General features: G+C 60.4%; 21 protein-coding genes. 15 read left to right on the top strand and 6 right to left on the bottom strand.

The window, feature by feature from the left end; all coding sequences use genetic code 11:
* Positions 1 to 30: 30 nt before the first annotated feature.
* The 11 genes from trbB to AC0L21_RS28620 are packed head-to-tail and all read left to right on the top strand — an operon-like array spanning position 31 to position 9,478.
* Positions 31 to 951, top strand: coding sequence for a P-type conjugative transfer ATPase TrbB (gene trbB / locus AC0L21_RS28670; protein WP_473265022.1), 921 nt, complete (start codon positions 31 to 33; stop codon positions 949 to 951).
* On the top strand, positions 948 to 1,274 hold the full coding sequence (locus tag AC0L21_RS28665) for a TrbC/VirB2 family type IV secretion system protein (protein WP_473265021.1): 327 nt from the start codon (positions 948 to 950) through the stop codon (positions 1,272 to 1,274). The genes trbB and AC0L21_RS28665 overlap by 4 nt, the downstream gene beginning before the upstream one ends.
* Positions 1,274 to 1,537 (top strand): VirB3 family type IV secretion system protein, encoded by a 264-nt coding sequence (locus tag AC0L21_RS28660; protein ID WP_007600323.1) that lies wholly within the window; start codon positions 1,274 to 1,276, stop codon positions 1,535 to 1,537. Before AC0L21_RS28665 ends, AC0L21_RS28660 begins: the two co-directional genes overlap by 1 nt.
* Before the next feature lie 10 nt (positions 1,538 to 1,547).
* Entirely contained in the window at positions 1,548 to 3,989 is a 2,442-nt protein-coding gene (trbE, locus tag AC0L21_RS28655; protein ID WP_473265020.1) for a conjugal transfer protein TrbE, read from the top strand.
* The gene (gene trbJ, locus AC0L21_RS28650; RefSeq protein WP_473265019.1) at positions 3,986 to 4,720 is read left to right on the top strand and encodes a P-type conjugative transfer protein TrbJ; all 735 of its coding nucleotides are present in this window, start codon (positions 3,986 to 3,988) and stop codon (positions 4,718 to 4,720) included. The genes trbE and trbJ overlap by 4 nt, the downstream gene beginning before the upstream one ends.
* Entirely contained in the window at positions 4,720 to 5,091 is a 372-nt protein-coding gene (gene trbK-alt, locus AC0L21_RS28645; RefSeq protein WP_473265018.1) for a putative entry exclusion protein TrbK-alt, read from the top strand. The genes trbJ and trbK-alt overlap by 1 nt, the downstream gene beginning before the upstream one ends.
* Positions 5,092 to 5,094: 3 nt before the next feature.
* Positions 5,095 to 6,330: a P-type conjugative transfer protein TrbL gene (trbL, locus tag AC0L21_RS28640; RefSeq protein ID WP_473265017.1), complete on the top strand. Its 1,236-nt coding sequence runs from the start codon at positions 5,095 to 5,097 to the stop codon at positions 6,328 to 6,330.
* Positions 6,331 to 6,380: 50 nt separating this feature from the next.
* The gene (trbF, locus tag AC0L21_RS28635; RefSeq protein WP_438746043.1) at positions 6,381 to 7,061 is read left to right on the top strand and encodes a conjugal transfer protein TrbF; all 681 of its coding nucleotides are present in this window, start codon (positions 6,381 to 6,383) and stop codon (positions 7,059 to 7,061) included.
* Between the two features lie 2 nt (positions 7,062 to 7,063).
* Entirely contained in the window at positions 7,064 to 8,038 is a 975-nt protein-coding gene (trbG, locus tag AC0L21_RS28630) for a P-type conjugative transfer protein TrbG (RefSeq protein ID WP_473265016.1), read from the top strand.
* The gene (locus AC0L21_RS28625) at positions 8,035 to 9,240 is read left to right on the top strand and encodes a TraB/TrbI/VirB10 family type IV secretion system protein (RefSeq protein ID WP_473265015.1); all 1,206 of its coding nucleotides are present in this window, start codon (positions 8,035 to 8,037) and stop codon (positions 9,238 to 9,240) included. The genes trbG and AC0L21_RS28625 overlap by 4 nt, the downstream gene beginning before the upstream one ends.
* A gap of 4 nt (positions 9,241 to 9,244) precedes the next feature.
* Complete coding sequence (locus AC0L21_RS28620) at positions 9,245 to 9,478, top strand: DUF2274 domain-containing protein (protein ID WP_473265014.1); 234 nt, start codon at positions 9,245 to 9,247, stop codon at positions 9,476 to 9,478.
* Here the strand turns inward: AC0L21_RS28620 and AC0L21_RS28615 are convergent.
* The 4 genes from AC0L21_RS28615 to AC0L21_RS28600 form a co-directional block, all read right to left on the bottom strand.
* Entirely contained in the window at positions 9,460 to 10,404 is a 945-nt protein-coding gene (locus AC0L21_RS28615; RefSeq protein WP_473265013.1) for a LysR family transcriptional regulator, read from the bottom strand. The two genes, AC0L21_RS28620 and AC0L21_RS28615, sit on opposite strands and share 19 nt — an antisense overlap.
* Positions 10,405 to 10,475: 71 nt before the next feature.
* Positions 10,476 to 11,108 (bottom strand): acyl-homoserine-lactone synthase, encoded by a 633-nt coding sequence (locus AC0L21_RS28610; protein WP_473265012.1) that lies wholly within the window; start codon positions 11,106 to 11,108, stop codon positions 10,476 to 10,478.
* A 94-nt stretch (positions 11,109 to 11,202) separates the two neighbouring features.
* Positions 11,203 to 11,925, bottom strand: a complete 723-nt coding sequence (locus AC0L21_RS28605; RefSeq protein WP_473265011.1) for a helix-turn-helix transcriptional regulator — start codon at positions 11,923 to 11,925, stop codon at positions 11,203 to 11,205.
* A gap of 42 nt (positions 11,926 to 11,967) precedes the next feature.
* A complete protein-coding gene (locus AC0L21_RS28600; protein ID WP_473265010.1) occupies positions 11,968 to 12,261 on the bottom strand; it encodes a hypothetical protein in 294 nt (97 codons plus the stop codon).
* Positions 12,262 to 12,434: 173 nt separating this feature from the next.
* Between AC0L21_RS28600 and AC0L21_RS28595 the strand changes: the two genes are divergently transcribed.
* The 3 genes from AC0L21_RS28595 (at position 12,435) to AC0L21_RS28585 (ending at position 14,884) form a co-directional block, all read left to right on the top strand.
* A complete protein-coding gene (locus AC0L21_RS28595; protein ID WP_473265009.1) occupies positions 12,435 to 12,893 on the top strand; it encodes an IS66 family transposase in 459 nt (152 codons plus the stop codon).
* A gap of 258 nt (positions 12,894 to 13,151) precedes the next feature.
* The gene (gene ald, locus AC0L21_RS28590) at positions 13,152 to 14,264 is read left to right on the top strand and encodes an alanine dehydrogenase (RefSeq protein ID WP_473265008.1); all 1,113 of its coding nucleotides are present in this window, start codon (positions 13,152 to 13,154) and stop codon (positions 14,262 to 14,264) included.
* A gap of 296 nt (positions 14,265 to 14,560) precedes the next feature.
* Complete coding sequence (locus AC0L21_RS28585; RefSeq protein WP_473265007.1) at positions 14,561 to 14,884, top strand: hypothetical protein; 324 nt, start codon at positions 14,561 to 14,563, stop codon at positions 14,882 to 14,884.
* A gap of 143 nt (positions 14,885 to 15,027) precedes the next feature.
* On the opposite strand, the gene AC0L21_RS28580 is transcribed toward AC0L21_RS28585, so the two are convergent.
* On the bottom strand, positions 15,028 to 16,707 hold the full coding sequence (locus AC0L21_RS28580) for an MFS transporter (RefSeq protein ID WP_473265006.1): 1,680 nt from the start codon (positions 16,705 to 16,707) through the stop codon (positions 15,028 to 15,030).
* 634 nt (positions 16,708 to 17,341) lie between these two features.
* Entirely contained in the window at positions 17,342 to 17,818 is a 477-nt protein-coding gene (locus tag AC0L21_RS28575) for an Lrp/AsnC family transcriptional regulator (protein WP_231144083.1), read from the bottom strand.
* 192 nt (positions 17,819 to 18,010) lie between these two features.
* On the opposite strand from AC0L21_RS28575, the gene AC0L21_RS28570 reads away from it, so the two are divergent.
* Positions 18,011 to 19,486: an NAD-dependent succinate-semialdehyde dehydrogenase gene (locus AC0L21_RS28570; protein ID WP_473265049.1), complete on the top strand. Its 1,476-nt coding sequence runs from the start codon at positions 18,011 to 18,013 to the stop codon at positions 19,484 to 19,486.
* Positions 19,487 to 19,492 lie beyond the last annotated feature (6 nt).

Raw genomic sequence — 19,492 nt, 5'->3', positions numbered from 1 at the left:
CATTCGGAAGCCGAGTTGCGCGGAGCGCGCATGCTCCGCACAGCGCTGGGGCCTGCCATCGCAGGCTTTCTGGAAGATCCGTCGATCGTTGAGGTGATGCTGAACCCCGATGGCCGGCTGTGGATCGATCGGCTGTCGAGCGGCCTTATCGATACCGGCGAGAGTCTATCAGCTGCCGACGGCGAGCGAATTGTCCGGCTGGTCGCGCACTATGTGGGCGCTGAGGTTCATGCCGGCTCGCCCCGAATCTCGGCTGAGCTGCCGGAAACGGGAGAACGTTTCGAAGGTTTGTTGCCGCCGGTCGTCGCCGCGCCGGCCTTCGCGATCCGCAAACCTGCGGTCGCCGTGTTTGGGCTGGACGACTATGTCGCTGCCGGCATCCTGAACTTGGAGCAGGCGAACGCGCTCCGCGATGCGGTCGCTACACGCAAGAACATCCTGGTCGCGGGCGGCACATCGACGGGCAAGACGACGCTGACGAACGCGCTTCTGGCGGAGGTGGCCAAAGGTTCGGACCGCGTCGTTCTCATCGAAGATACGCGGGAGCTTCAGTGCACGGCGCCGAACCTCGTGGCGCTGCGGACCAAGGATGGCGTCGTCTCGCTGTCCGAACTTGTGCGCTCGTCGCTTCGCCTGCGCCCTGATCGTATCCCGATTGGCGAGGTGCGCGGAGCCGAGGCGCTCGATCTGCTCAAAGCCTGGGGGACTGGACATCCGGGCGGAATCGGCACGATCCACGCCGGCACCGCGCTTGGCGCGCTCCGCCGGCTCGAGCAGCTGATCCAGGAGGCCGTCGTCACGGTCCCGCGCGCGCTGATCGCCGAGACCATCAACGTCATCGCCGTGCTCTCTGGCCGTGGTGCCGAACGGGGTTTGAGCGAACTCGCTTCTGTCACCGGGCTTGGGTCATCAGGCGACTACACCCTTTCGAAAATCGGAGATCAGTCATGAACGTACGATCATCTTCCGGGCGAGGTTTCGCATCAGTTGCGGCATTCGCTTGTCTGTACCTGGTGAGTAGCACGGCCTGGGCCGCCGGTTCGAACATGCCCTGGGAGCAGCCGCTCAACCAGATCCTGCAATCGGTCGAAGGACCCGTCGCCAAGATCATCGCGGTCATCATCATCATCGTGACCGGTCTTTCGCTCGCATTCGGCGACACCTCGGGCGGCTTCCGGCGGCTGATCCAGATCGTGTTTGGTCTGTCGATCGCATTTGCCGCCTCGAGCTTCTTCCTGTCGTTCTTCTCGTTCGGCGGCGGGGTGGTGATCTGATGGATGAGCCAGTCCCGGGCTTTGTCGCGCCTGTCCACCGTGCGCTGACCGAGCCGATCCTGATGGGCGGTGCACCGCGATCGGTTGCCATTCTCAACGGCACATTGGCTGCAGCGCTGGGCCTTGGTCTGCGCTTGTGGCTGGCAGGCCTTCTGCTGGCGTTCATCGGCCACATGGCCGCGGTCTGGGCCGCAAAACGCGATCCGGAATTCGTCGAAGTCGTACGCCGGCACGTTCGTGTTCCCGGTCATCTCAGCGCTTGAGAATAGTCCCATGATGAATCTTGCCGAATACCGCCGCTCGAATACGCGCCTTGCTGATTTCCTGCCCTGGGCTGCTCTGGTCGACGAGGGGATCGTATTGAACAAGGACGGCTCACTTCAGCGGACGGCGCAGTTCAGGGGACCGGACCTCGACAGTTCCGTGCCGGCTGAGGTTGTTGCGGTCGCAAGCCGGCTGAACAATGCGCTCCGGCGTCTCGGATCGGGCTGGGCGGTTTTCGTCGAGGCGCAACGGCATTCGGCAGGGCGCTATCCGCCCGACACATTCCCGGATGTCGCATCCGCCCTGGTGGATGCGGAGCGCAAAGCGCAATTCGAGGAGGCCGGCAGCCATTATGAATCGAGCTACTACCTGACCTTCCTTTATCTGCCGCCTGCAGAGAGTGCCGCTGTGGCAGAGCGTCTCCTGTACGAGGGCGGCCATCGCAGCGCGGGGGCGGATGCGCGCGAGGTGCTGAGTGGCTTCGTCGACCGGACCAACCGCGTGCTGCAGCTCGTTGAGGGCTTTATGCCGGAATGCGGCTGGCTCGATGACGAGGCAACGCTCACCTACCTGCACTCGACGGTCTCGACCAAGCGGCATCGCGTTCGCGTGCCGGAAGTCCCGATGTATCTCGATGCGCTGCTTGCCGATCAGCCGCTGACAGGCGGGCTTGAGCCGATGCTGGGTGAGGCGCATGTGCGTGTCCTGACGGTTGTGGGGTTTCCCACGACGACGACGCCCGGGATCCTCGATGATCTCAACCGCCTCGCATTCCCGTACCGCTGGTCCACGCGGGCGATCATGCTCGACAAGACGGATGCTCTAAAGCTCCTGACCAGGATCAGGCGGCAATGGTTTGCCAAGCGCAAGTCGATTGCCGGGATCCTGAAGGAGGTGATGACGAACGAGGCGTCCACGCTTCTGGATACCGATGCCCACAACAAGGCGATTGATGCAGACAGCGCGCTCCAGGAGCTCGGCTCGGATCGGATTGGAGAGGCCTTTGTGACGGCAACCGTCACGGTCTGGGACAGGGATCCGCACGCGGCGGACGAAAAGCTACGCCTCGTTGAAAAGGTGATCCAGGGCCGGGACTTTACCTCCATGACCGAGACAGTAAATGCCGTTGAGGCCTGGCTCGGCAGCCTGCCGGGACAGGTCTATGCAAACGTGCGCCAGCCACCGGTGTCGACGCTAAATCTCGCCCACATGATCCCGCTCTCTGCGGTCTGGGCGGGAGAGGTGAGGGACCATCATTTCAAGGCGCCTCCGCTGTTCTTCGGCAAGACGGAAGGATCGACCCCTTTCCGCTTCTCGCTCCATGTCGGGGATGTCGGACATACCTTGGTGATTGGGCCGACGGGCGCCGGCAAATCGGTGCTGCTCGCGCTGATGGCGCTGCAGTTCCGGCGATATCCGGCCGCTCAGATCTTTGCCTTCGATTTCGGTGGGTCGATCCGTGCGGCGGCGATCGCCATGGGTGGCGACTGGCATGATCTCGGCGGCGCGGTTGGCGGAGCCTCGGCAGAATTCGTGGCGCTCCAGCCGCTTGGGCGCATCGACGATGTCGCGGAGCGCGGTTGGGCAGCCGATTGGATCGCATCGATTCTTGCGCGCGAGCGCATCGAGGTCACGCCCGAGACCAAGGATCATGTCTGGTCGGCCTTGACCTCGCTCGCCTCGGCGCCAGTTCGGGAGCGGACGCTGACGGGCTTGTCCGTTCTTCTGCAATCCAATGCCTTGAAGCGCGCGCTGCAACCCTATTGCCTCGGCGGTCCATTTGAGCGGCTGCTGGATGCCGAAGGTGAACGGCTGGGAGAGACCTCCGTCCAGGTGTTTGAGACTGACGGGTTGATCGGGACCGGTGTCGCGCCGGCGGTTCTCTCTTATTTGTTCCACCGGATTGAGGATCGCTTCGACGGCCGTCCGGCCCTTCTCATCATCGATGAGGGCTGGGTTGCGCTGGACGATGCCGATTTTGCCGGCAAGCTCCGCGAATGGTTGAAGACGCTGCGCAAGAAGAACGCCTCCGTCGTGTTTGCGACCCAGTCGCTGGCCGATATCGATGGCTCCGCAATTGCGCCCGCAATTATCGAGAGCTGTCCGACCCGGATCCTGCTTCCCAATGACCGCGCGATCGAGCCGCAGATCTTAGGCGTCTACCGGCGCTTTGGACTAAATGATCGGCAGATCGAGATCCTCGCCCGCGCGACGCCAAAGCGCGACTACTACTGCCAGTCGCGCCGGGGCAACCGGCTGTTCGAGCTCGGCCTTGGTGAGATCGCGCTGGCTTTTGCGGCCGCGTCGTCCAAGACCGATCAGGCCCTCATCGAGCGCGTTCTTGAGGAGCACGGACGAGACGATTTCGTCACCGGCTGGCTCAAGGCGCGCGACCTCGGCTGGGCCTGCAATCTCATTCCGCAGCTTGCCAAGGAAGGAGGCTTGTCATGAAACGTCTCCGTCCGCTTCTGGCAGCAAGTATCATCGCAATTAGCCTGACCGAAGCGCCCCGGGAAGGGAAGGCACAGTGGATCGTGTTCGATCCCAACAACTACGTGCAAAATGTGCTGACGGCTGCGCGCGAGCTGCAGCAGATCAACAACCAGATCACGTCGCTGCAAAACGAAGCGCAGATGTTGATCAATCAGGCGAAGAACCTAGCGAGCCTGCCGTACTCGTCCTTGCAGCAGCTCGAGCAATCGATTCAGCAGACGCAGCAGCTGCTCAGTCAAGCGCAGCGCATTGCCTACGATGTCCAGCAGATCGATCGCGCGTTCTCGACAACTTATGCGACGGCATCCGCGAGCATGTCCAACGGGCTCCTCGTCGCCAACGCCCAGACACGCTGGCAGAATGCGGTTGCCGGACTGCAGGACGCCATGCGGGTGCAGGCGACCGTCGTCGGCAATCTCGATACCAACCGCACCCAGATGTCGGCCCTGGTCACGGCGAGCCAGGGCGCGTCAGGTGCTCTGCAGGCAAGTCAGGCCGGCAACCAGCTCCTTGCGCTTCAAGCCCAGCAGCTTGCTGATCTCACCGCGACGATGGCCGCGCAGGGGCGCGCACAAACGCTCGAAGCCGCGCAAAGAGCAAGTGCGCAGGATCAGGGGAGGGAGCAAATGCGGCGCTTTCTGACCCAGGGGCAGGGCTATCAACCGACAACCGTGCAGATGTTCCACTGATGATGAAGAACAAATTTGAACGGCTGCCAATCGCGGTGGCAGTTGGCCTCACAGTCCTGGTCGTCGCCGCCTGCGCCATTCGCCTGCGCGGCGACGACAGCGCGAACCAATCTTCCGCCTCGCTCGCTGCGAAGCCCGATCCGGCGGCGGCAAAGCTTGAGCAATGCCGCACCGTCACCTACGAGCAGAGAGAGGCTCTGTTCGAATGCCAGAGGATCTGGGCCGAACGGCGCAGCCAGTTCTTGGGGAAAAGTGGATCGGTAGACGGTGATAGCGGGGTAGGCGCCGCGCCATTTTCCTCGCCTGTGCCGCGCAAGGACGAAAGCCGCCTCCCGTCCGGCTCTCCCTCCATTCCAAGCCAGAGCGAGTGAGCAATGGGTGCCACCTCCGTCATCGACCAGTTCCTGGAAACCTTCACCCGCTACATCGATTCCGGATTCGGCCTGGTCGGGGGCGAAGTCGGATATCTCGCCACGACGTTGGCCGCAATCGACCTCACGCTTGCGGGCCTGTTCTGGTCCCTCGGAAGTGATGAGGAGATTCTTGCCCGGCTCGTCAAGAAAACCTTGTTTGTCGGTGTCTTTGCATACCTGATCGGCAATTGGAACAGCCTCGCCCGCATCGTCTTCGAGAGCTTTGCAGGTCTTGGACTCAAAGCCTCGGGCACGAGCCTGTCATCGGCGGATTTCTTGCGGCCAGGTCGGATCGCGCAGGTGGGGCTCGATGCCGGCCGTCCGATCCTGGACTCCATCTCGGGCCTGATGGGGTATGTCAGCTTTTTCGAAAATTTCGTCCAGATCACGGTCCTGCTGTTCGCTTGGATCGTGGTGCTGCTGGCCTTCTTTATTCTCGCCATCCAGCTCTTCGTCACCCTGATCGAGTTCAAGCTGACGACGCTTGCAGGTTTCGTCCTGATCCCCTTCGGTCTGTTCGGCAAGACCGCCTTTGCGGCCGAACGGGTGCTGGGCAACGTCATCTCCTCCGGCATCAAGGTTTTGGTCCTCGCCGTCATCGTCGGCATTGGATCGACCTTATTCTCGCAGTTCACGGCAGGTTTCGGCGACAATCAGCCGACCATCGAGAACGCGATGGCGCTGGTGCTCGGCGCACTTTCCTTGTTGGGGCTTGGCATTTTCGGACCTGGGATTGCCAACGGCATCGTCTCCGGAGGTCCGCAGCTCGGCGCAGGTAGCGCAGTCGGGACGGGACTTGCCGCCGGTGGAGTCGTTGCGGCTGGCGCTGGCCTTGCGGCCGGCGCTGCCGGTCTCGCCGGCGGCGCGATTGCAGGCTCGCTACGCGGTGGAAGCGCGATTGCAAGCGGCACCATGAGCGTGTTTCGGGCGGGGAGTCAGTCCGGCTCCGAGGCGAGCGCGTCCGGTGCTGCAAGCCCCTTGCGTTCGGTCGCAGCTGGTCTTGGTGGACCGGCGAGCGATGCCGGTAAGGGGGAAGAGGGTTCCTCGAGAGCTTCCGACAGCGCGCCCGCTTGGGTTCGGCGCATGAAGAGAGCGCAGACGATCAGTCATGGCGCATCGGCGGCAACCCACGCGATCCGTTCAGGTGATCACGGAGGCGGCGGCGGATCTGTCGACCTCTCGCAAGAGGATCACTGACGCCTCCTTTCCTTCCAATTCGGTTCCCCGCCATCTCTTGAGGTCAAACAATGTTTAAACGATCGGCCGTTCACTATGGCCGCACGCCGGAAGCCGTCACCCCCTATCAACGCGCAGCTCAGGTCTGGGATGACCGCATTGGGTCTGCGCGCGTGCAGGCCAAGAACTGGCGCCTGATGGCCTTTGGCTGCCTCTTCTTATCAGCCGGCTTTGCCGGCGCCCTGGTCTGGCAGTCCGCTCACGGGACGATCACGCCCTGGGTGGTCGAGGTCGATCAGTTGGGGGAAGCGAAAGCCGTTGCTCCGGCAAATGCCAGCTATCAACCGACCGATCCGCAAGTAGCCTTTCACCTGGCGCGCTTCATCGAGCATGTGCGTGGCCTGCCGATGGACGCCATTGTGCTGCGCGAAAACTGGCTCCGCGCCTACGACTTTACAACCGATCGCGGTGCGGCCGCACTGAATGACTACGCCCGCAACAACGATCCATTCGCCAAGATTGGCAAGACGCAAATTGCGATCGAGGTCTCGAGCGTCATTCGGGCTTCGCCTGAGAGCTTTCGCCTCGCCTGGGTCGAGCGCCGCTACGACAACGGTCAGCTTGCCGCAACCGAGCGGTGGAGCGCGATCCTCACGATCATCGTGGAGATGCCGCGCGATCTCGATCGCCTCCGCAAGAATCCGCTTGGTATTTACGTGAACGCCATCAACTGGTCGAAGGAGCTGGGCTAGTCATGCCGTCAGGTTTCGTTATTGCGTCACAGAGGGTCCGCCCGAGCCTGGCTCTGGCTCTTGTTATTGGTGTGTCCACCCTTGGCGGTTGCACCACGTTCAAGCCGCCGCAAATCAGTTACGATAGCGATGTCCCGCCGGCTCCAGATCTGCCGGCGCTTGCCGACGATCGGCCGCGGCCGCTGCATGTTCCACCGGCCTGGAAGGCGGCGCGCGGCGGCAAGAACGCGGAAGCCAAAGAGCCCGTCGAGCGGATTGAAACCGCGAATGACGCCGCACGTGTGCAGCCGCGAAAGGCCGGCTACTTCAATGCGGTGCAGGTGTTTTCGTACAGTCCGGGCGCTCTCTATCAGATCTATGCCGCGCCGGGGCAGATCACCGACATCGCCTTGGAGCCCGGCGAGCAGCTAATCGGGTCGGGACCAGTTGCCGCGGGTGATACCGTGCGCTGGGTGGTCGGTGACACCGAAAGCGGCAGTGGCGACACGCGACGCGTGCACATCATGGTGAAGCCGACACGACCGGCGATCGAGACCAATCTCGTCGTCAACACGGATCGGCGTACTTACCTGGTCGAGCTCCGCTCCCGCGAAAGGCCCTACATGCCACAGGTCGCGTGGTTCTATCCGGAGGACCGGACCGCGCGTGGTCCAGCTCTGCCGCCCACACCCGTTATCCCGGATCAGGCGCAGCGCCGTTACCGCTACGTCATCGAGGGAGACAGCCCGCCCTGGCGTCCTGTCAATGCCTATGACGACGGCCGCAAGGTCTACGTCGAGTTTTCGCCCGGCATCGGCCAGGGCGAGATGCCGCCGCTCTTCTTGATCGGGCCTGATGGCAAGACCGAGCTCGTCAACTATCGCGCTTACGGCAATGTGCTGATCGTCGACCGGCTGTTCGCGGCGGCGGAACTGAGGCTGGGCGAGGAGCACCAGCAGAAGGTCAGGATCGTCCGAACCGACGGGAGGTCGCTGTGACAGAGACTGGCCAGCCGAATGACACACCCAAGGACGCTCCTCGGGTTAAGCCGCCGGAAAATATCGCCGAAACCCTTCGGCTCCGGCCGGATCGGCCGCAAGTTACGCGTCTATCGCGCAAGGTGCTTGCGGGTGGCAGCGCCCTTTTGTTGGTGCTCATCTCTGGTGCGGTCTTCTGGGCTCTCCAGGAGAAGCGATCACGCACACCGGCCACCGAGGAGCTTTACGCGACCGACCACCACAATGTTGCCGATCAGCTTGCAACCTTGCCGAAGGATTATGCTGAGATCCCGAAGGAGGTGCCGCGTCTTGGACCACCTTTACCCGGCGATCTTGGCCGGCCGATCGTTGCAGCACAGGGCTCTTCAACGTCCAGCCCGCTTGGTGTTGACGCTGAACAGCAGCGCGCCAATCAGGAGAGCGAGGCGGCACGCACCAGCAAGGTGTTTGCCAGCACGAACGTCCGCGCACAGGCCCCTGTCTCATCGCCAAGTGAAGCCCCATCAAATGCAGCGCCATCATCCGACGAAGCATTCGCCCAGAATGGGCAGGATCGAAAACTTGCGTTCGTCAGTGCTTCCGTTGACCGTCGAACCACCAGTCCCGATCGCCTGGCAAGACCGGTCTCTCCCTTTGTGGTCCAGGCGGGAACGGTCATTCCGGCTGCTCTCATCACGGGGATTCGGTCCGACCTGCCTGGGCAAATCACGGCCCAAGTCACAGAACCGGTATTCGATTCCCCTACCGGGCGAGCTCGCCTTATCCCGCAAGGAGCCCGGTTGATCGGGACGTATGATAGCCAAGTCGCATTTGGCCAATCGCGCGTACTCCTGGTATGGACGCGCCTCATCATGCCAAATGGGCGGTCGATCATCCTGGAGCGGCAGCCGGGCGCAGATGTCGCGGGCTACTCTGGGCTTGAGGATGAGGTCGACAACCATTGGAAGGAGCTGTTGGGGGCCGCGGCCCTTTCGACGCTGCTCGCCGTCGGCACGGAGGTGAATTCCGGATCGGATACGAATAGCACCAACAGCGACCTCATCGCTGCGCTCCGCCGCGGGGCGGGGAACTCGATGAACCAGACGGGCCAGCAGGTGGTCCGCCGCAATCTCAACATCCAGCCGACCTTGACGATTCGTCCGGGATTTCCGGTGCGGGTGATCGTCAACCGTGACCTGGTGCTCGAACCGTACAGAGGGTGAGGACATGACAAAGCTTAAACTTGGAGCGATCGAAGACGATAAGCCGATCAAAATTGCGCATGAACTCCCGGCGAGCGTCCACAGGGATCTCGTGGCATATTCAGAAATCCTTGCACAAGAGAGTGGACAGCCGATCGGGGAGCCGGCCAAGCTTATCGCTCCCATGTTGGCACGGTTCATGGCAGCGGACAGAAGTTTTCGGAAGGCTCGGCGGGCCCGTCAACATCCGAAAGGATAGCGCTCAGAAAGCAAGTTCAAGAAAGCAGCCAACGCAGGATTTTCGTTGTCGTCTCTCCAGTATGCCGAAAAGTCGAATCGGCTCGGACCGGCTCCATCGCGCAATTCGCGGTAGACGAGGCCCGCATAGTTGATGCCCATGTCGGATTCCAGCACCAGGCTGATTCCTGTGTTCATCCTGATCAGGCTCTTGATGATACCGCGGCTGACGTCGTGGCGCTCGAGTTTAGGACGGTCCTCAGGCGACACGAGCTTGGAAAACAGAAGATCTTCAAACTCTTTTCCCGGATCGTAGTGGCTCATCAGGACCGTCTCGCCGCGCAGGTCAGTCCAATAGACCGTGTCGCGCGCGGCGAGGGGATGATCATGGGGTAAGGCGACCAGAACACGTTCGCTCCACAGCGGCATCACTCGGTTATTGACTAACGGCAGGTTCCCTGTGACGATCAGGATATCGAGAACGCCGTTGCGAAGTGCCGTCGCTAGTCGTGTTCGTGATTTCTCGATCGTCACAAGCTCGATTTGCGGGAATCGCTGCTTGAAATCCAGCAAGGACGTCTGCAGGTTGCCAATGGAAAGTGAGGTGCAGAGCCCGACACTCAGCCGGCCAGCCTCGCTGTTGCGTACAGCCCTCGCGGTCGCGATGAGAGCATCGAACTCCTCCAGAATTGTCCTTGCCAGGCGAAGAACACTGCGGCCTGCTTGCGTCGGGCGCACACCACCGCTGAAGCGCTCAAAAATCGCAATTCCCAGGTGATATTCGATCTCGCTGATTCTTCGGCTGAGACTCGATTGTTGGGTTCTCAGCAATTCCGCCGCTTGACGGAGGCTGCCACAATCAGCCGCAGCAACGGCCGATTGCAGGTGTTTCAGTTCGATTGCCTTGCTGGCTTGAAGGGAAGGTGTTGATCGACGTGGTTTGTGCATCGTAAGTCTTAAGCAGATGGCTTTCCGGTCCAATGCGCAGCGATGCCCCGGATTGTACTTGCTTCCAGATCCTAGGCGGCCGCTTGGATGACTGGAGCCCAGAGCACCGGACCTGAGATGTGTCCCGCTTTGCGGATGCGATGCAACGCTTCGGGCGAGACCTCCAGGTATCCAGCAATGGCCGTGGTGTTTCCGAGAGGACGAGCTTCTCCGATTTTGCGGAGCGGCCAGCCCGCGCGCCGAAGAATGCGTTCCATCCGGGCGTCAGTGACGGTAACGATTTCGGTCAGTTGAAGCGAAAGGCCGAATTCAATCATGCCCGCAAACAGCTCGTAAGTCGCGGCAGCAAGTCCACCACTTGCCTTCGGCGCATCAGGAGGAACATCGAGGGCGAAGCGACTGCTCTCCCAAATCCCGTCGCTTCGTGGCGCCGGCTGCCCTTTCAGAAGGATCGGGAAGGTGTCTCTCAGCATGGTTGGGCCGGTCGACGGCAGAAGTCGTACGCAACCCTGAAGACGTCCAGCGTTCGAGCGGTTCAGGAGGTGCACGGGTCGAAGGACATCAAACTCGTCGACTTCCATCTCGCCACTGACCTCGACGTTCCAGTCCAGGCGCTGTTTGAAAACGCGATAACGCAGCCGGTGCATCTCGGTGAGATCGTCGACGAATTCGCCGTAGTACTCCGGCGTGATGAGCTGCATCATTCTTGCCTCCTTGCCTTGCTTCAGGCAAGCAAGCAGAGAAGGCAGGAGAGCACATCCTGTGGAGTTGCACAGGTGCTTGCAGCCTGTGGTTGATCTATGTTCGAGATTTTGATTCGGTCAACAGCACGATCGCTTGACGAAGCGAGCTGACGCCGAGCTTCGCGCGCGCGTTATCCAGGTGATATCCCGCGGTTCGCTCTTTGATGCCAAGAATGATCCCGATCTCCCCAGCTGATTTGCCGCGCGCGGACCATTCGAGACACTGGTACTCGCGAGGAGACAGCATCACCCCACCGACCATGCGGTCAATCGTCCAGAAGCGTTTTGCATGTGCATGGAAAAACGCTGCGATGAGCCGCAGGCTCTGGGCGTGCTCGACCAGCGAGCGTTCGAAACCAGATCGACGCTCGTCGCTTGCAAAGCTCAGCGCGGCGATTGCGCCCTTGTCATCGTGGATAGGGAATGTAAATCCGCAGCGAATCCCAAATTTGGCGGCTTCTTCGAACAGAGCGCGTTCTGACTCCGACCGATTTTGCGTTTCAAATCCAAGCCCCCATCGGAAGGGCTTAAGCTGACGCCTTGCCCGACGTACCACTGGATCGACGGATTCGTAGCCGCGCTGCAGATAAATGGCGGTCCAGGAGGGTGGATATGTCGAGATCAGGTTGGGAGCACTGCCCGGCCTACGGGGAAGAGCGAGATATGCGAAGCACGACAGTCTGAGCGCAGCGGCGACCTCGGCCATGCTCTGCTGAGCTGCGTCTGGATGCGTGCTTTCGGTCAATTGCTCTGCAAATCTTTGAAAAACCCGATCCATCGTTGATGAACCCGCGGGCCTCCCTCGCAAGCGCTACTCGCATTACAGATCGAGCATCACTGCGAATGGGGCAAAACAAGGAAGAAGCCCATCTATTCCGGCTTTGATCGATCTCGATCGCGAGCCACTGCATCGAGTGGTTGAGGCGTATCGGGTCAGCCGAGTCCTCGCGCTCAGTTGTGATATCATCGCGACCAAGTCCGCGAACTCCGTCGTCTGTTTGAAATCCTGCAAGAGGGCGCCGAAGATCGCCGGATTGCTGCGTTCTTTGCGTTCCAAGTTGGAGGTTTGTACGGCACTTGCGATCTGATCGTCACGCCGCAACTCAGTAGCCATGCGTCCTCCTAGATAACGCGAAATTGGATCCGGGAATCACCGCCCCGGGGCCCTCTCGGCGGCAAGAGCGTGCAAGATTTCATACGGCCGCGAATCCGGGAAGGCGGCGCTCGGACCAAGCCTTCAGCCCTTCCTGAGCATCGGCGCAAGAGAGACTTTCAAAGAACCTCGCATTGATCTCTGCCGGATCGGCGGTGCCTCGGCACATCGCACAGCTGTACGCCATCGAAGCCATGGTACGCGGTTCATCGCAGGACATCCTGCTGGCCGCACGCAATGAGCATTCGTTGGCTCTCGTCGCCGCCTTGAAAATGTGGTTCGAGAAGCAGCTGTCGATGATCTTCAACGTCTCGACACTTGCCGAAGACATTCGCTATGCGCTGAACCACTGGCAGGGGCTGACCCGATTCCTCGAAGACGGGCGCCTCGAACTCGACGCCAACCCGGTCGAGAACGCCATCCGGCCAGTTTGCTTGACCAGGAAAAATGCGCTCTTCGCCGGCCATGAAATCGGGGCAGAAATCCGGAGTTTGCTCGCGTCGATCGTTGCCACCTGCGAGCTCAAACGACGTCAACCCGGCTGCCTACATCGCCGCAACACCCGAGGCCATCATCGACGGCCATCCGCATAGCAGGATCGAAGACCTACTGCCCTCGCGATGCCGTAAATCGTCAAGCCAGCCCCAATAAGGGTCCCGCGAAGCGCTTACTCTCCATGGGCGGCACAGGCCGATTTTTTTGAGAGGCGTGAGGCTCACCTAGCCGGGTGCTCTGGATTTCTGCGCTAACGAGCAAAAAATCGATGAATTTTTGCGCCACTTCCTGATGTCCGCTGCAGGTTAATACGGCTGTTCCGACTACAAAGAGTTATCCAAACGAGGAGATTGCAAATGAAGGTCGGTGTTCCCAAGGAAATCAAGACTCACGAATATCGCGTGGGTCTGACGCCTGGAGCCGTCCGCGAGTATGTTGCTGCCGGTCATAGCGTAGCGATTGAGACGAATGCAGGGGCTGGCATTGGTGCGACAGACGAAACCTATCGCAAGGCTGGTGCAACAATCCTTGGCTCCGCTCGCGAGGTATTTGGGTCGAGCGAATTGATCGTGAAGGTCAAGGAGCCCCAGCCTACCGAATGGACCCAGCTGCGAGAGAGTCAGATTCTGTTCACCTATCTCCACTTGGCGCCGGACCCTGAGCAAGCGAAGGGCCTCTTGAAATCTGGATGTACCGCAATCGCCTACGAAACGGTCACTGATGCATATGGCGGACTTCCATTGCTTGCTCCCATGAGTGAGGTTGCCGGTAGGCTTTCGATTGAGGCAGCCGGTGCGGCGCTGAAGCGGTATGCAGGCGGTCGCGGGCTGTTGATCGGCGGTGTGCCTGGTGTTCAGGCGGCGCGCATCGTGGTGATCGGAGGCGGTGTTGTCGGTACCCACGCAGCTCGAATGGCGGTTGGCTTGGGAGCCGAGGTTACAATCCTTGATAGGTCGATTCCCCGGCTTCGTGAACTTGATGAACTTTTCGAAGGGCGGGCGCGTACCAGGTTCTCGACCATAGATGCCGTCGAGGAAGAGGTCTTTGCCGCTGACGTGGTAATCGGGGCCGTGCTCGTTCCTGGAGCGAGCGCGCCGAAGCTGGTTAGCCGCAGCATGTTGAGCTCGATGCGAAAGGGCTCGGTGATTGTTGACGTCGCGATCGATCAAGGCGGGTGCTTCGAAACATCTCGTCCGACCACACACGCCGATCCAACCTTTGAGGTAGATGGGGTCATTCACTACTGCGTCGCCAATATGCCCGGGGCTGTCCCGCTCACATCGAGCCAGGCTCTGAATAACGCCACGCTGCCCTTTGGACTGGCTCTCGCCAACAAGGGATTTGCAGCCGTGCTCGAGAACCAGCATCTGCGAGCGGGCCTCAATGTCTATCGTGGCCGTCTAACTTACAAGGCCGTGGCCGAGAGTCTCGGCCTGCCATACTCACCGATCGATCAGGCTGCGGCCTGATCCCCGAGGCCTCCCATGGGGGCATTTCCTCCCTGACTTGGCGGGCCACTCCTTCGGGGGTGGCCCGTTTTTCGTCGAGGCCGTCAACCGTGAGCTCCGGAATCATCCGTTGTCGCCTTGCCACGTTTAGTCATCAACTCGTTGACCTCACGCGTGTGCTCGCGGGCGTTCGTCGACGCAAACGCTCGGCGACGGCGGCACGAAGGTGATCAGGGGCTGCAGGCACCGGACGACCAGCGAGCCTTCGGCCTCTTTACCCGACCGATGCCGGGGCACGGCAGACAAACTAGATTGGCATGCGCAACAGACGCGCCCGTCAAGAACGCCTGGCCGGCAGGGAAGAGATCATCCGCCAGATTGCCGAGCAAACCGACCCGTTCATCCAGAGCCACAACTTCCGCGATCTCAGGCGACATAATGGCCAGCAGCGCCCGGCTCTACGGACAACGAATGGATGTTGCTGGTCAGTGATCATATGGTTCGAGCGCAATTTTCCCTGCTCGAGCTCCGAGCCCGCCAGACCGAAATTCATCAAGCGCAACGACCGAGTTGCCAACGGTAAGGAGATCCTTTTGACGCACGCGGATCAAGCGAAGTTGCGCGGCCACTCCAATGAATAGTCGTAACTATCTGGACCGGTGGCGCCAACTGAACCCACACTGGACATCGGACTCGGATGCAGGCGTCTAGCTACGGGCGCCTTTGCGCAAACGCGGCGCTGTCGTGCGGCCTGTCTGCGTTGGGCTCAGGCATCCCTTGCTTCTCAGCTCCAAGCAGTTCCTGAGCGCGGCATGACGTCCTTCGCGGCCCGTTCACGTTCATCTTCCCTCCGGCGGTCCGATCCGAACGGACGCTCGAGCATGCGGCGAACCCGCATGGGGTGAGGACCAATGTGAAAAGCCGCCGCCGTTTCATCCAGGGCGCGCTCTGACTTGGTCGAGCGATTGCGCTGCCGCAGATAATCAAGCCAGGTCGGGCAGTGATAACGCTCGGTCCAAAGCTCGGGATCGGAGACGTCGCGCGCGATGGACCACCCATAAGCACCGCTGCGCTGGCGAAACAGCTGTACATCCTGCATCACATTGTGAAACGCGCGCGCATCCTCCGAGGCGATACGATATTCGATTTCGACCACAAGCGGCCCACTGCGTGCAGAAAGTGCAACACGCACCTCGGGATCGGCCAACATCTCGGCATCTTCCTCACGAGTACTTACGCGTGGCATTCGTAGCCAGAACCCCAAGAGCGGGGAGGCGAACATTAGACCGGCCGACATCAGGAGGGTGGTCTGTACACCAGTGGCATCAGCAAGAGAGCCCCACACCCAACTGCCAACAGCAATCCCACCCGATCCCGCCGCCTGATAGGCTGCAAGCGCGCGCCCCGCGACCCAGCGCGGCGCCGATAGCTGGACCCCAATGTTGAACAATGCCCATGCGATCATCCACACAGCTCCCGCGAGGAACAGCGCAATGGCCGTTAATATCGGCTCGCGGCTCAGCGCGACCGCGGTGATCGCGCCGCCCAACGAAAGCGCACAGGCACGGATTGCCGCTTCGCCGCTCAGGCGTTTACGCACCTGGGTAATATTGAGCGCGCCGATCACAGCGCCTAGACCGAAGGCACTGAGCATCGTCCCATAAGTCTGTGCGCCACCTTGCAGCAGATCGCGAGCGACGAGAGGCATAAGCGCGACGATCCCTCCGCCGATCACGCCCGTCACCATGGTGCGACCGAGCACGACCTTGATAGAGGGCGAGTTAACGATGTAGCGGATCCCGGTAACTATAGCGCGATTCAGCGTCTCAGGCGGCAGATGCGAGGGTTCAGGGATGCGCTTCCACAGAAATAGCGCCAACATCAGCGGCAGATAGAGCAGCGCATTGACGGCGAACGAAGCGGCCGCGCCAGCGATGGCAACGAGGATACCGCCGATCGCAGGGCCCACGCTGCGAGCAATATTGTAACTGATACTGTTCAGCGCGATGGCCGCGGGGAGCGTTTTTAGAGGAACTTGCTCACTGACCGAGGACTGCCAAGCTGGATCCATCAGCGCCATTCCGCTGCCGACGACGAAACACAGAGCCAGCAACATGTTTGGCGTGACTAGGCCGACCCACGCCAGCGTCGTCAGCGCGGTCGCGCCAGCGAACGAAATTGCAACGGAGATGAGGGCTACCACGCGACGGTCGTACATATCGGCGATTGCGCCGGCAGGCATCGATATCAGCATGACTGGTAGCAATAGAGCGGTCTGCACCAGCGCCACTTTATCTGCCGACGAGGTCATCTGCGTCATCGCCCAAGCCGCTCCAACACTCCGAATTAGAGCGCCGAGATTGGCGAGTACGCTCGCCATCCAGATGCGCCGAAATGTGACATGCTGGAGCGGTGCGGTGATCCCGTCGGCGTGGAAGATGCGCGAGTTCCGCGAATCAGTCATCTCGTGCCTGCTGCGCGTCCGGGACCGGTCGGATGAGGGCCATTCTAAGCTCAGATAAATTCGGCGCTGGAAACGACTTACCTAATATGGGCAGGTCAAATGCAACAAGCTTCGACGCAACAAGACGGTCCTGAGATCGCTTCGAAAGCGGGTCCTTGGGACATTGCGCGCAAGACGCACCGAATCGTTGCAAATGGGACAGGCACCAGGCCAGTTGCCATGTCAATTTATTTGAGGTCGTGGAAAGCAAGCAGATTTCAGTCAGACTCCCCGCCCAGCTCTTAGCGTCAGCTCGGAGATGTTCTGATCTCAGCGATCTCGATGTCGCATGCTGTGATGATCGAACATGCGGACAGTAGAGCGGGACGTTCGAGCGAAGCCACACTAGCTCGCCTACCGTACCGCAGTTAAATCTCCACCGCGTTCTTTCAGTTTGCATCGTCTCGCCAGAGCGGAAGTATCAAGCCCAGCGCTTGAAACGTCCTATCGGTATAGCTGTAATTTCGGTCTGAAATCATACTTCAGCCAAGACCTTGACAGCGCCGAAACTAGCGGCTCACCGCTGGGGTTTTTGGGCATTGTATGCGAATGCGTGAGGAAAAAATGCGGGCATGGCACGGCTGCGAGGGGCAGCTCAGTCTTCATCCGGCATCTCGATCGGAACGGCGAAACCGGTTTTTACCCGGTCCATTATAACCATTGTCTTAAAACCCTTGATGTCGGGGTTCTCATAGAAGAACCGTCGAGTGAACTGCTCATATTCCTCCATGCTCCGGGCGGTAAGGTAGAGAACAAAGTCAGCATCGCCGGTCACATAGAAGCCGTTGACCACTTCAGCTGACGACTTGATAGCTTTCTTGAACCTGTCGATGATGTCTGAACGCTCGCGCTCCAGGCTCACTAGGACGAGCATCTGGATCGGTCGTCCGACCGCCCTCGCCGAGACGATCGAAACATCGGCCTCGATGATTCCTTCAGAGCGAAGTCGCTTTAACCTCCGTTGACACGCGGTAGCAGAAAGCCCAGCCATCTCGCCGATCACCTCGGACGTCAAACGGTTGTTCTTCTGCACAATCTCGAGGATGCGCGCGTCTATCCGGTCGTATCGCATGCTTAAGCTCCAGCCCTCAGGTGCATTCCGTCTCCGAACGCGTGTCCATTGCAGGAAATCGTTAGCGCATCGGAGAAATGCGCTGCAAATCTGTTGAGATTACCAGTATCCTGAATGCACAACAAATTTCAACAATTGACGGTGTCGGACCCGCAAATGGCCCTTCAAACTCTTCGGCAGGAAAATCGCGAGTTGATCGGTCTTGCTAAGGAGCGCCTGCAGACTTTGCGCAAAGATTTTGTGGCAGGGGCTGCGCTGCTAGACGGCCGGTGGATTTCGGGTCACCTAAGAGATGGCGTCGTCGATCCGGCGACCGGCGAACAGATCGCAGACGTTGCGCGTTGCAGCGCGGCTGACATGAATACCGCGATCGCGGCGGCTGACGGCTCTTTCTCGGCTTGGCGGGGATTGTTGCCTACGCAACGAGGGGCGATCCTTCGGTCCTGGGCGTGCTTAATCCTCGAGCATGCGGAAGATCTCGCTGTCGTCGTCACGAGCGAGCAGGGTAAGCCCCTCGCGGAAGCGCATCATGAAATCCGGTACGGTGCAGGGTTTCTTGAGTGGTTCGCAGCGGAGGGAGAACGTGCGTACGGAGAGACCATCCCAAGTCACAAGCCCGGCAGTCTCCTTCACGTCCGAATGCAGCCAATTGGTGTTGCGGCTGCGATTACGCCCTGGAACTTCCCTGTCGCGATGATTACGCGAAAGGCCGGGGCCGCGCTCGCCGCTGGCTGCCCCATCATTGTAAAGCCTGCTCCGGAGACACCGCTCTCTGCGCTCGCTATTGCCCGGTTGGCCGAACAGGCCGGACTCCCTGCCGGCGTGTTTCAAGTCCTGGTAGGCGATCCAATCGAACTGTCGACGCCTCTATTGCACGACGCGAGAGTGCGGGCCCTGTCGTTCACAGGTTCTACAGAGGTTGGCCGCCATCTCCTTCAAGGGGCGGCGGACACGGTGAAGAAGGTCTCCATGGAATTAGGCGGGCATGCCCCGTTTATCATCTTTGATGACGTGGAGCTCGAGAAGGCGGTCAAGGGGGCGATGGCAGCTAAATTCGCGACGTCAGGGCAGGACTGCCTGGCAGCGAACCGCATCTACGTTCAAAAGGGAATCTATAGGGCCTTTGTCGAAGCGTTTGCTGCAGAAATGGCTCGACTGCGAGTCGGTCATGGACTGGACCCGACAACAGATATCGGGCCTATGACCAAGCTATCTGTTGCTAACAAGTGCAGGGCCCAAGTCGATGATGCCGTGAAAAAGGGAGCCACCGTTGTGTTGGCCCATCAGGGCGCCACTGCCGGCCCCAACTTCGTTCCTCCGACACTGCTCACTGAAGTTTCCGAGAATATGCTCATTGCTTCTGAGGAAACATTTGGCCCAATCGCAGCAGTCCTTCCGTTTGACACCGAAGAAGAGGTCATCGCTAGAGCCAACGCTAGCGAAATGGGCTTAGCCGGGTACGTCTACACCGACAGCTTGCGTCGGGCGCTTCGGGCTTCTGAGCGGCTCGAGTGCGGTATGGTCGGCATCAACACAGCCTCATTCACAGGGCCACCTATTCCGTTCGGCGGATGGAAGCAATCTGGCCTTGGTCGAGAAGGCTCGCGACACGGCTTAGCCGAATTTATGGAACTCAAGTACGTCTGTTTCGGCGATCTGGCAGGTTAGGAGAAG

The sequence above is a fragment of the Bradyrhizobium sp. WSM4873 genome (assembly GCF_055811355.1).
This window is presented reverse-complemented; position numbering and strand designations above follow the sequence as displayed.

Excerpts from the sequence above, each read along its gene's own strand:
- ald (WP_473265008.1), top strand. The coding sequence starts at position 13,152 with ATGAAGGTCGGTGTTCCCAAGGAAATCAAGACTCACGAATATCGCGTG.
- trbK-alt (WP_473265018.1), top strand. The coding sequence starts at position 4,720 with ATGATGAAGAACAAATTTGAACGGCTGCCAATCGCGGTGGCAGTTGGC.
- AC0L21_RS28580 (WP_473265006.1), bottom strand. The coding sequence starts at position 16,707 with ATGACTGATTCGCGGAACTCGCGCATCTTCCACGCCGACGGGATCACC.
- AC0L21_RS28605 (WP_473265011.1), bottom strand. The coding sequence starts at position 11,925 with ATGGATCGGGTTTTTCAAAGATTTGCAGAGCAATTGACCGAAAGCACG.
- trbJ (WP_473265019.1), top strand. The coding sequence starts at position 3,986 with ATGAAACGTCTCCGTCCGCTTCTGGCAGCAAGTATCATCGCAATTAGC.
- AC0L21_RS28620 (WP_473265014.1), top strand. The coding sequence starts at position 9,245 with ATGACAAAGCTTAAACTTGGAGCGATCGAAGACGATAAGCCGATCAAA.
- trbL (WP_473265017.1), top strand. The coding sequence starts at position 5,095 with ATGGGTGCCACCTCCGTCATCGACCAGTTCCTGGAAACCTTCACCCGC.
- AC0L21_RS28575 (WP_231144083.1), bottom strand. The coding sequence starts at position 17,818 with ATGCGATACGACCGGATAGACGCGCGCATCCTCGAGATTGTGCAGAAG.
- AC0L21_RS28600 (WP_473265010.1), bottom strand. The coding sequence starts at position 12,261 with ATGGCTACTGAGTTGCGGCGTGACGATCAGATCGCAAGTGCCGTACAA.
- AC0L21_RS28660 (WP_007600323.1), top strand. The coding sequence starts at position 1,274 with ATGGATGAGCCAGTCCCGGGCTTTGTCGCGCCTGTCCACCGTGCGCTG.
- AC0L21_RS28610 (WP_473265012.1), bottom strand. The coding sequence starts at position 11,108 with ATGATGCAGCTCATCACGCCGGAGTACTACGGCGAATTCGTCGACGAT.
- trbG (WP_473265016.1), top strand. The coding sequence starts at position 7,064 with ATGCCGTCAGGTTTCGTTATTGCGTCACAGAGGGTCCGCCCGAGCCTG.
- trbF (WP_438746043.1), top strand. The coding sequence starts at position 6,381 with ATGTTTAAACGATCGGCCGTTCACTATGGCCGCACGCCGGAAGCCGTC.
- trbB (WP_473265022.1), top strand. The coding sequence starts at position 31 with ATGCTCCGCACAGCGCTGGGGCCTGCCATCGCAGGCTTTCTGGAAGAT.
- trbE (WP_473265020.1), top strand. The coding sequence starts at position 1,548 with ATGATGAATCTTGCCGAATACCGCCGCTCGAATACGCGCCTTGCTGAT.
- AC0L21_RS28585 (WP_473265007.1), top strand. The coding sequence starts at position 14,561 with ATGCGCAACAGACGCGCCCGTCAAGAACGCCTGGCCGGCAGGGAAGAG.
- AC0L21_RS28615 (WP_473265013.1), bottom strand. The coding sequence starts at position 10,404 with ATGCACAAACCACGTCGATCAACACCTTCCCTTCAAGCCAGCAAGGCA.
- AC0L21_RS28665 (WP_473265021.1), top strand. The coding sequence starts at position 948 with ATGAACGTACGATCATCTTCCGGGCGAGGTTTCGCATCAGTTGCGGCA.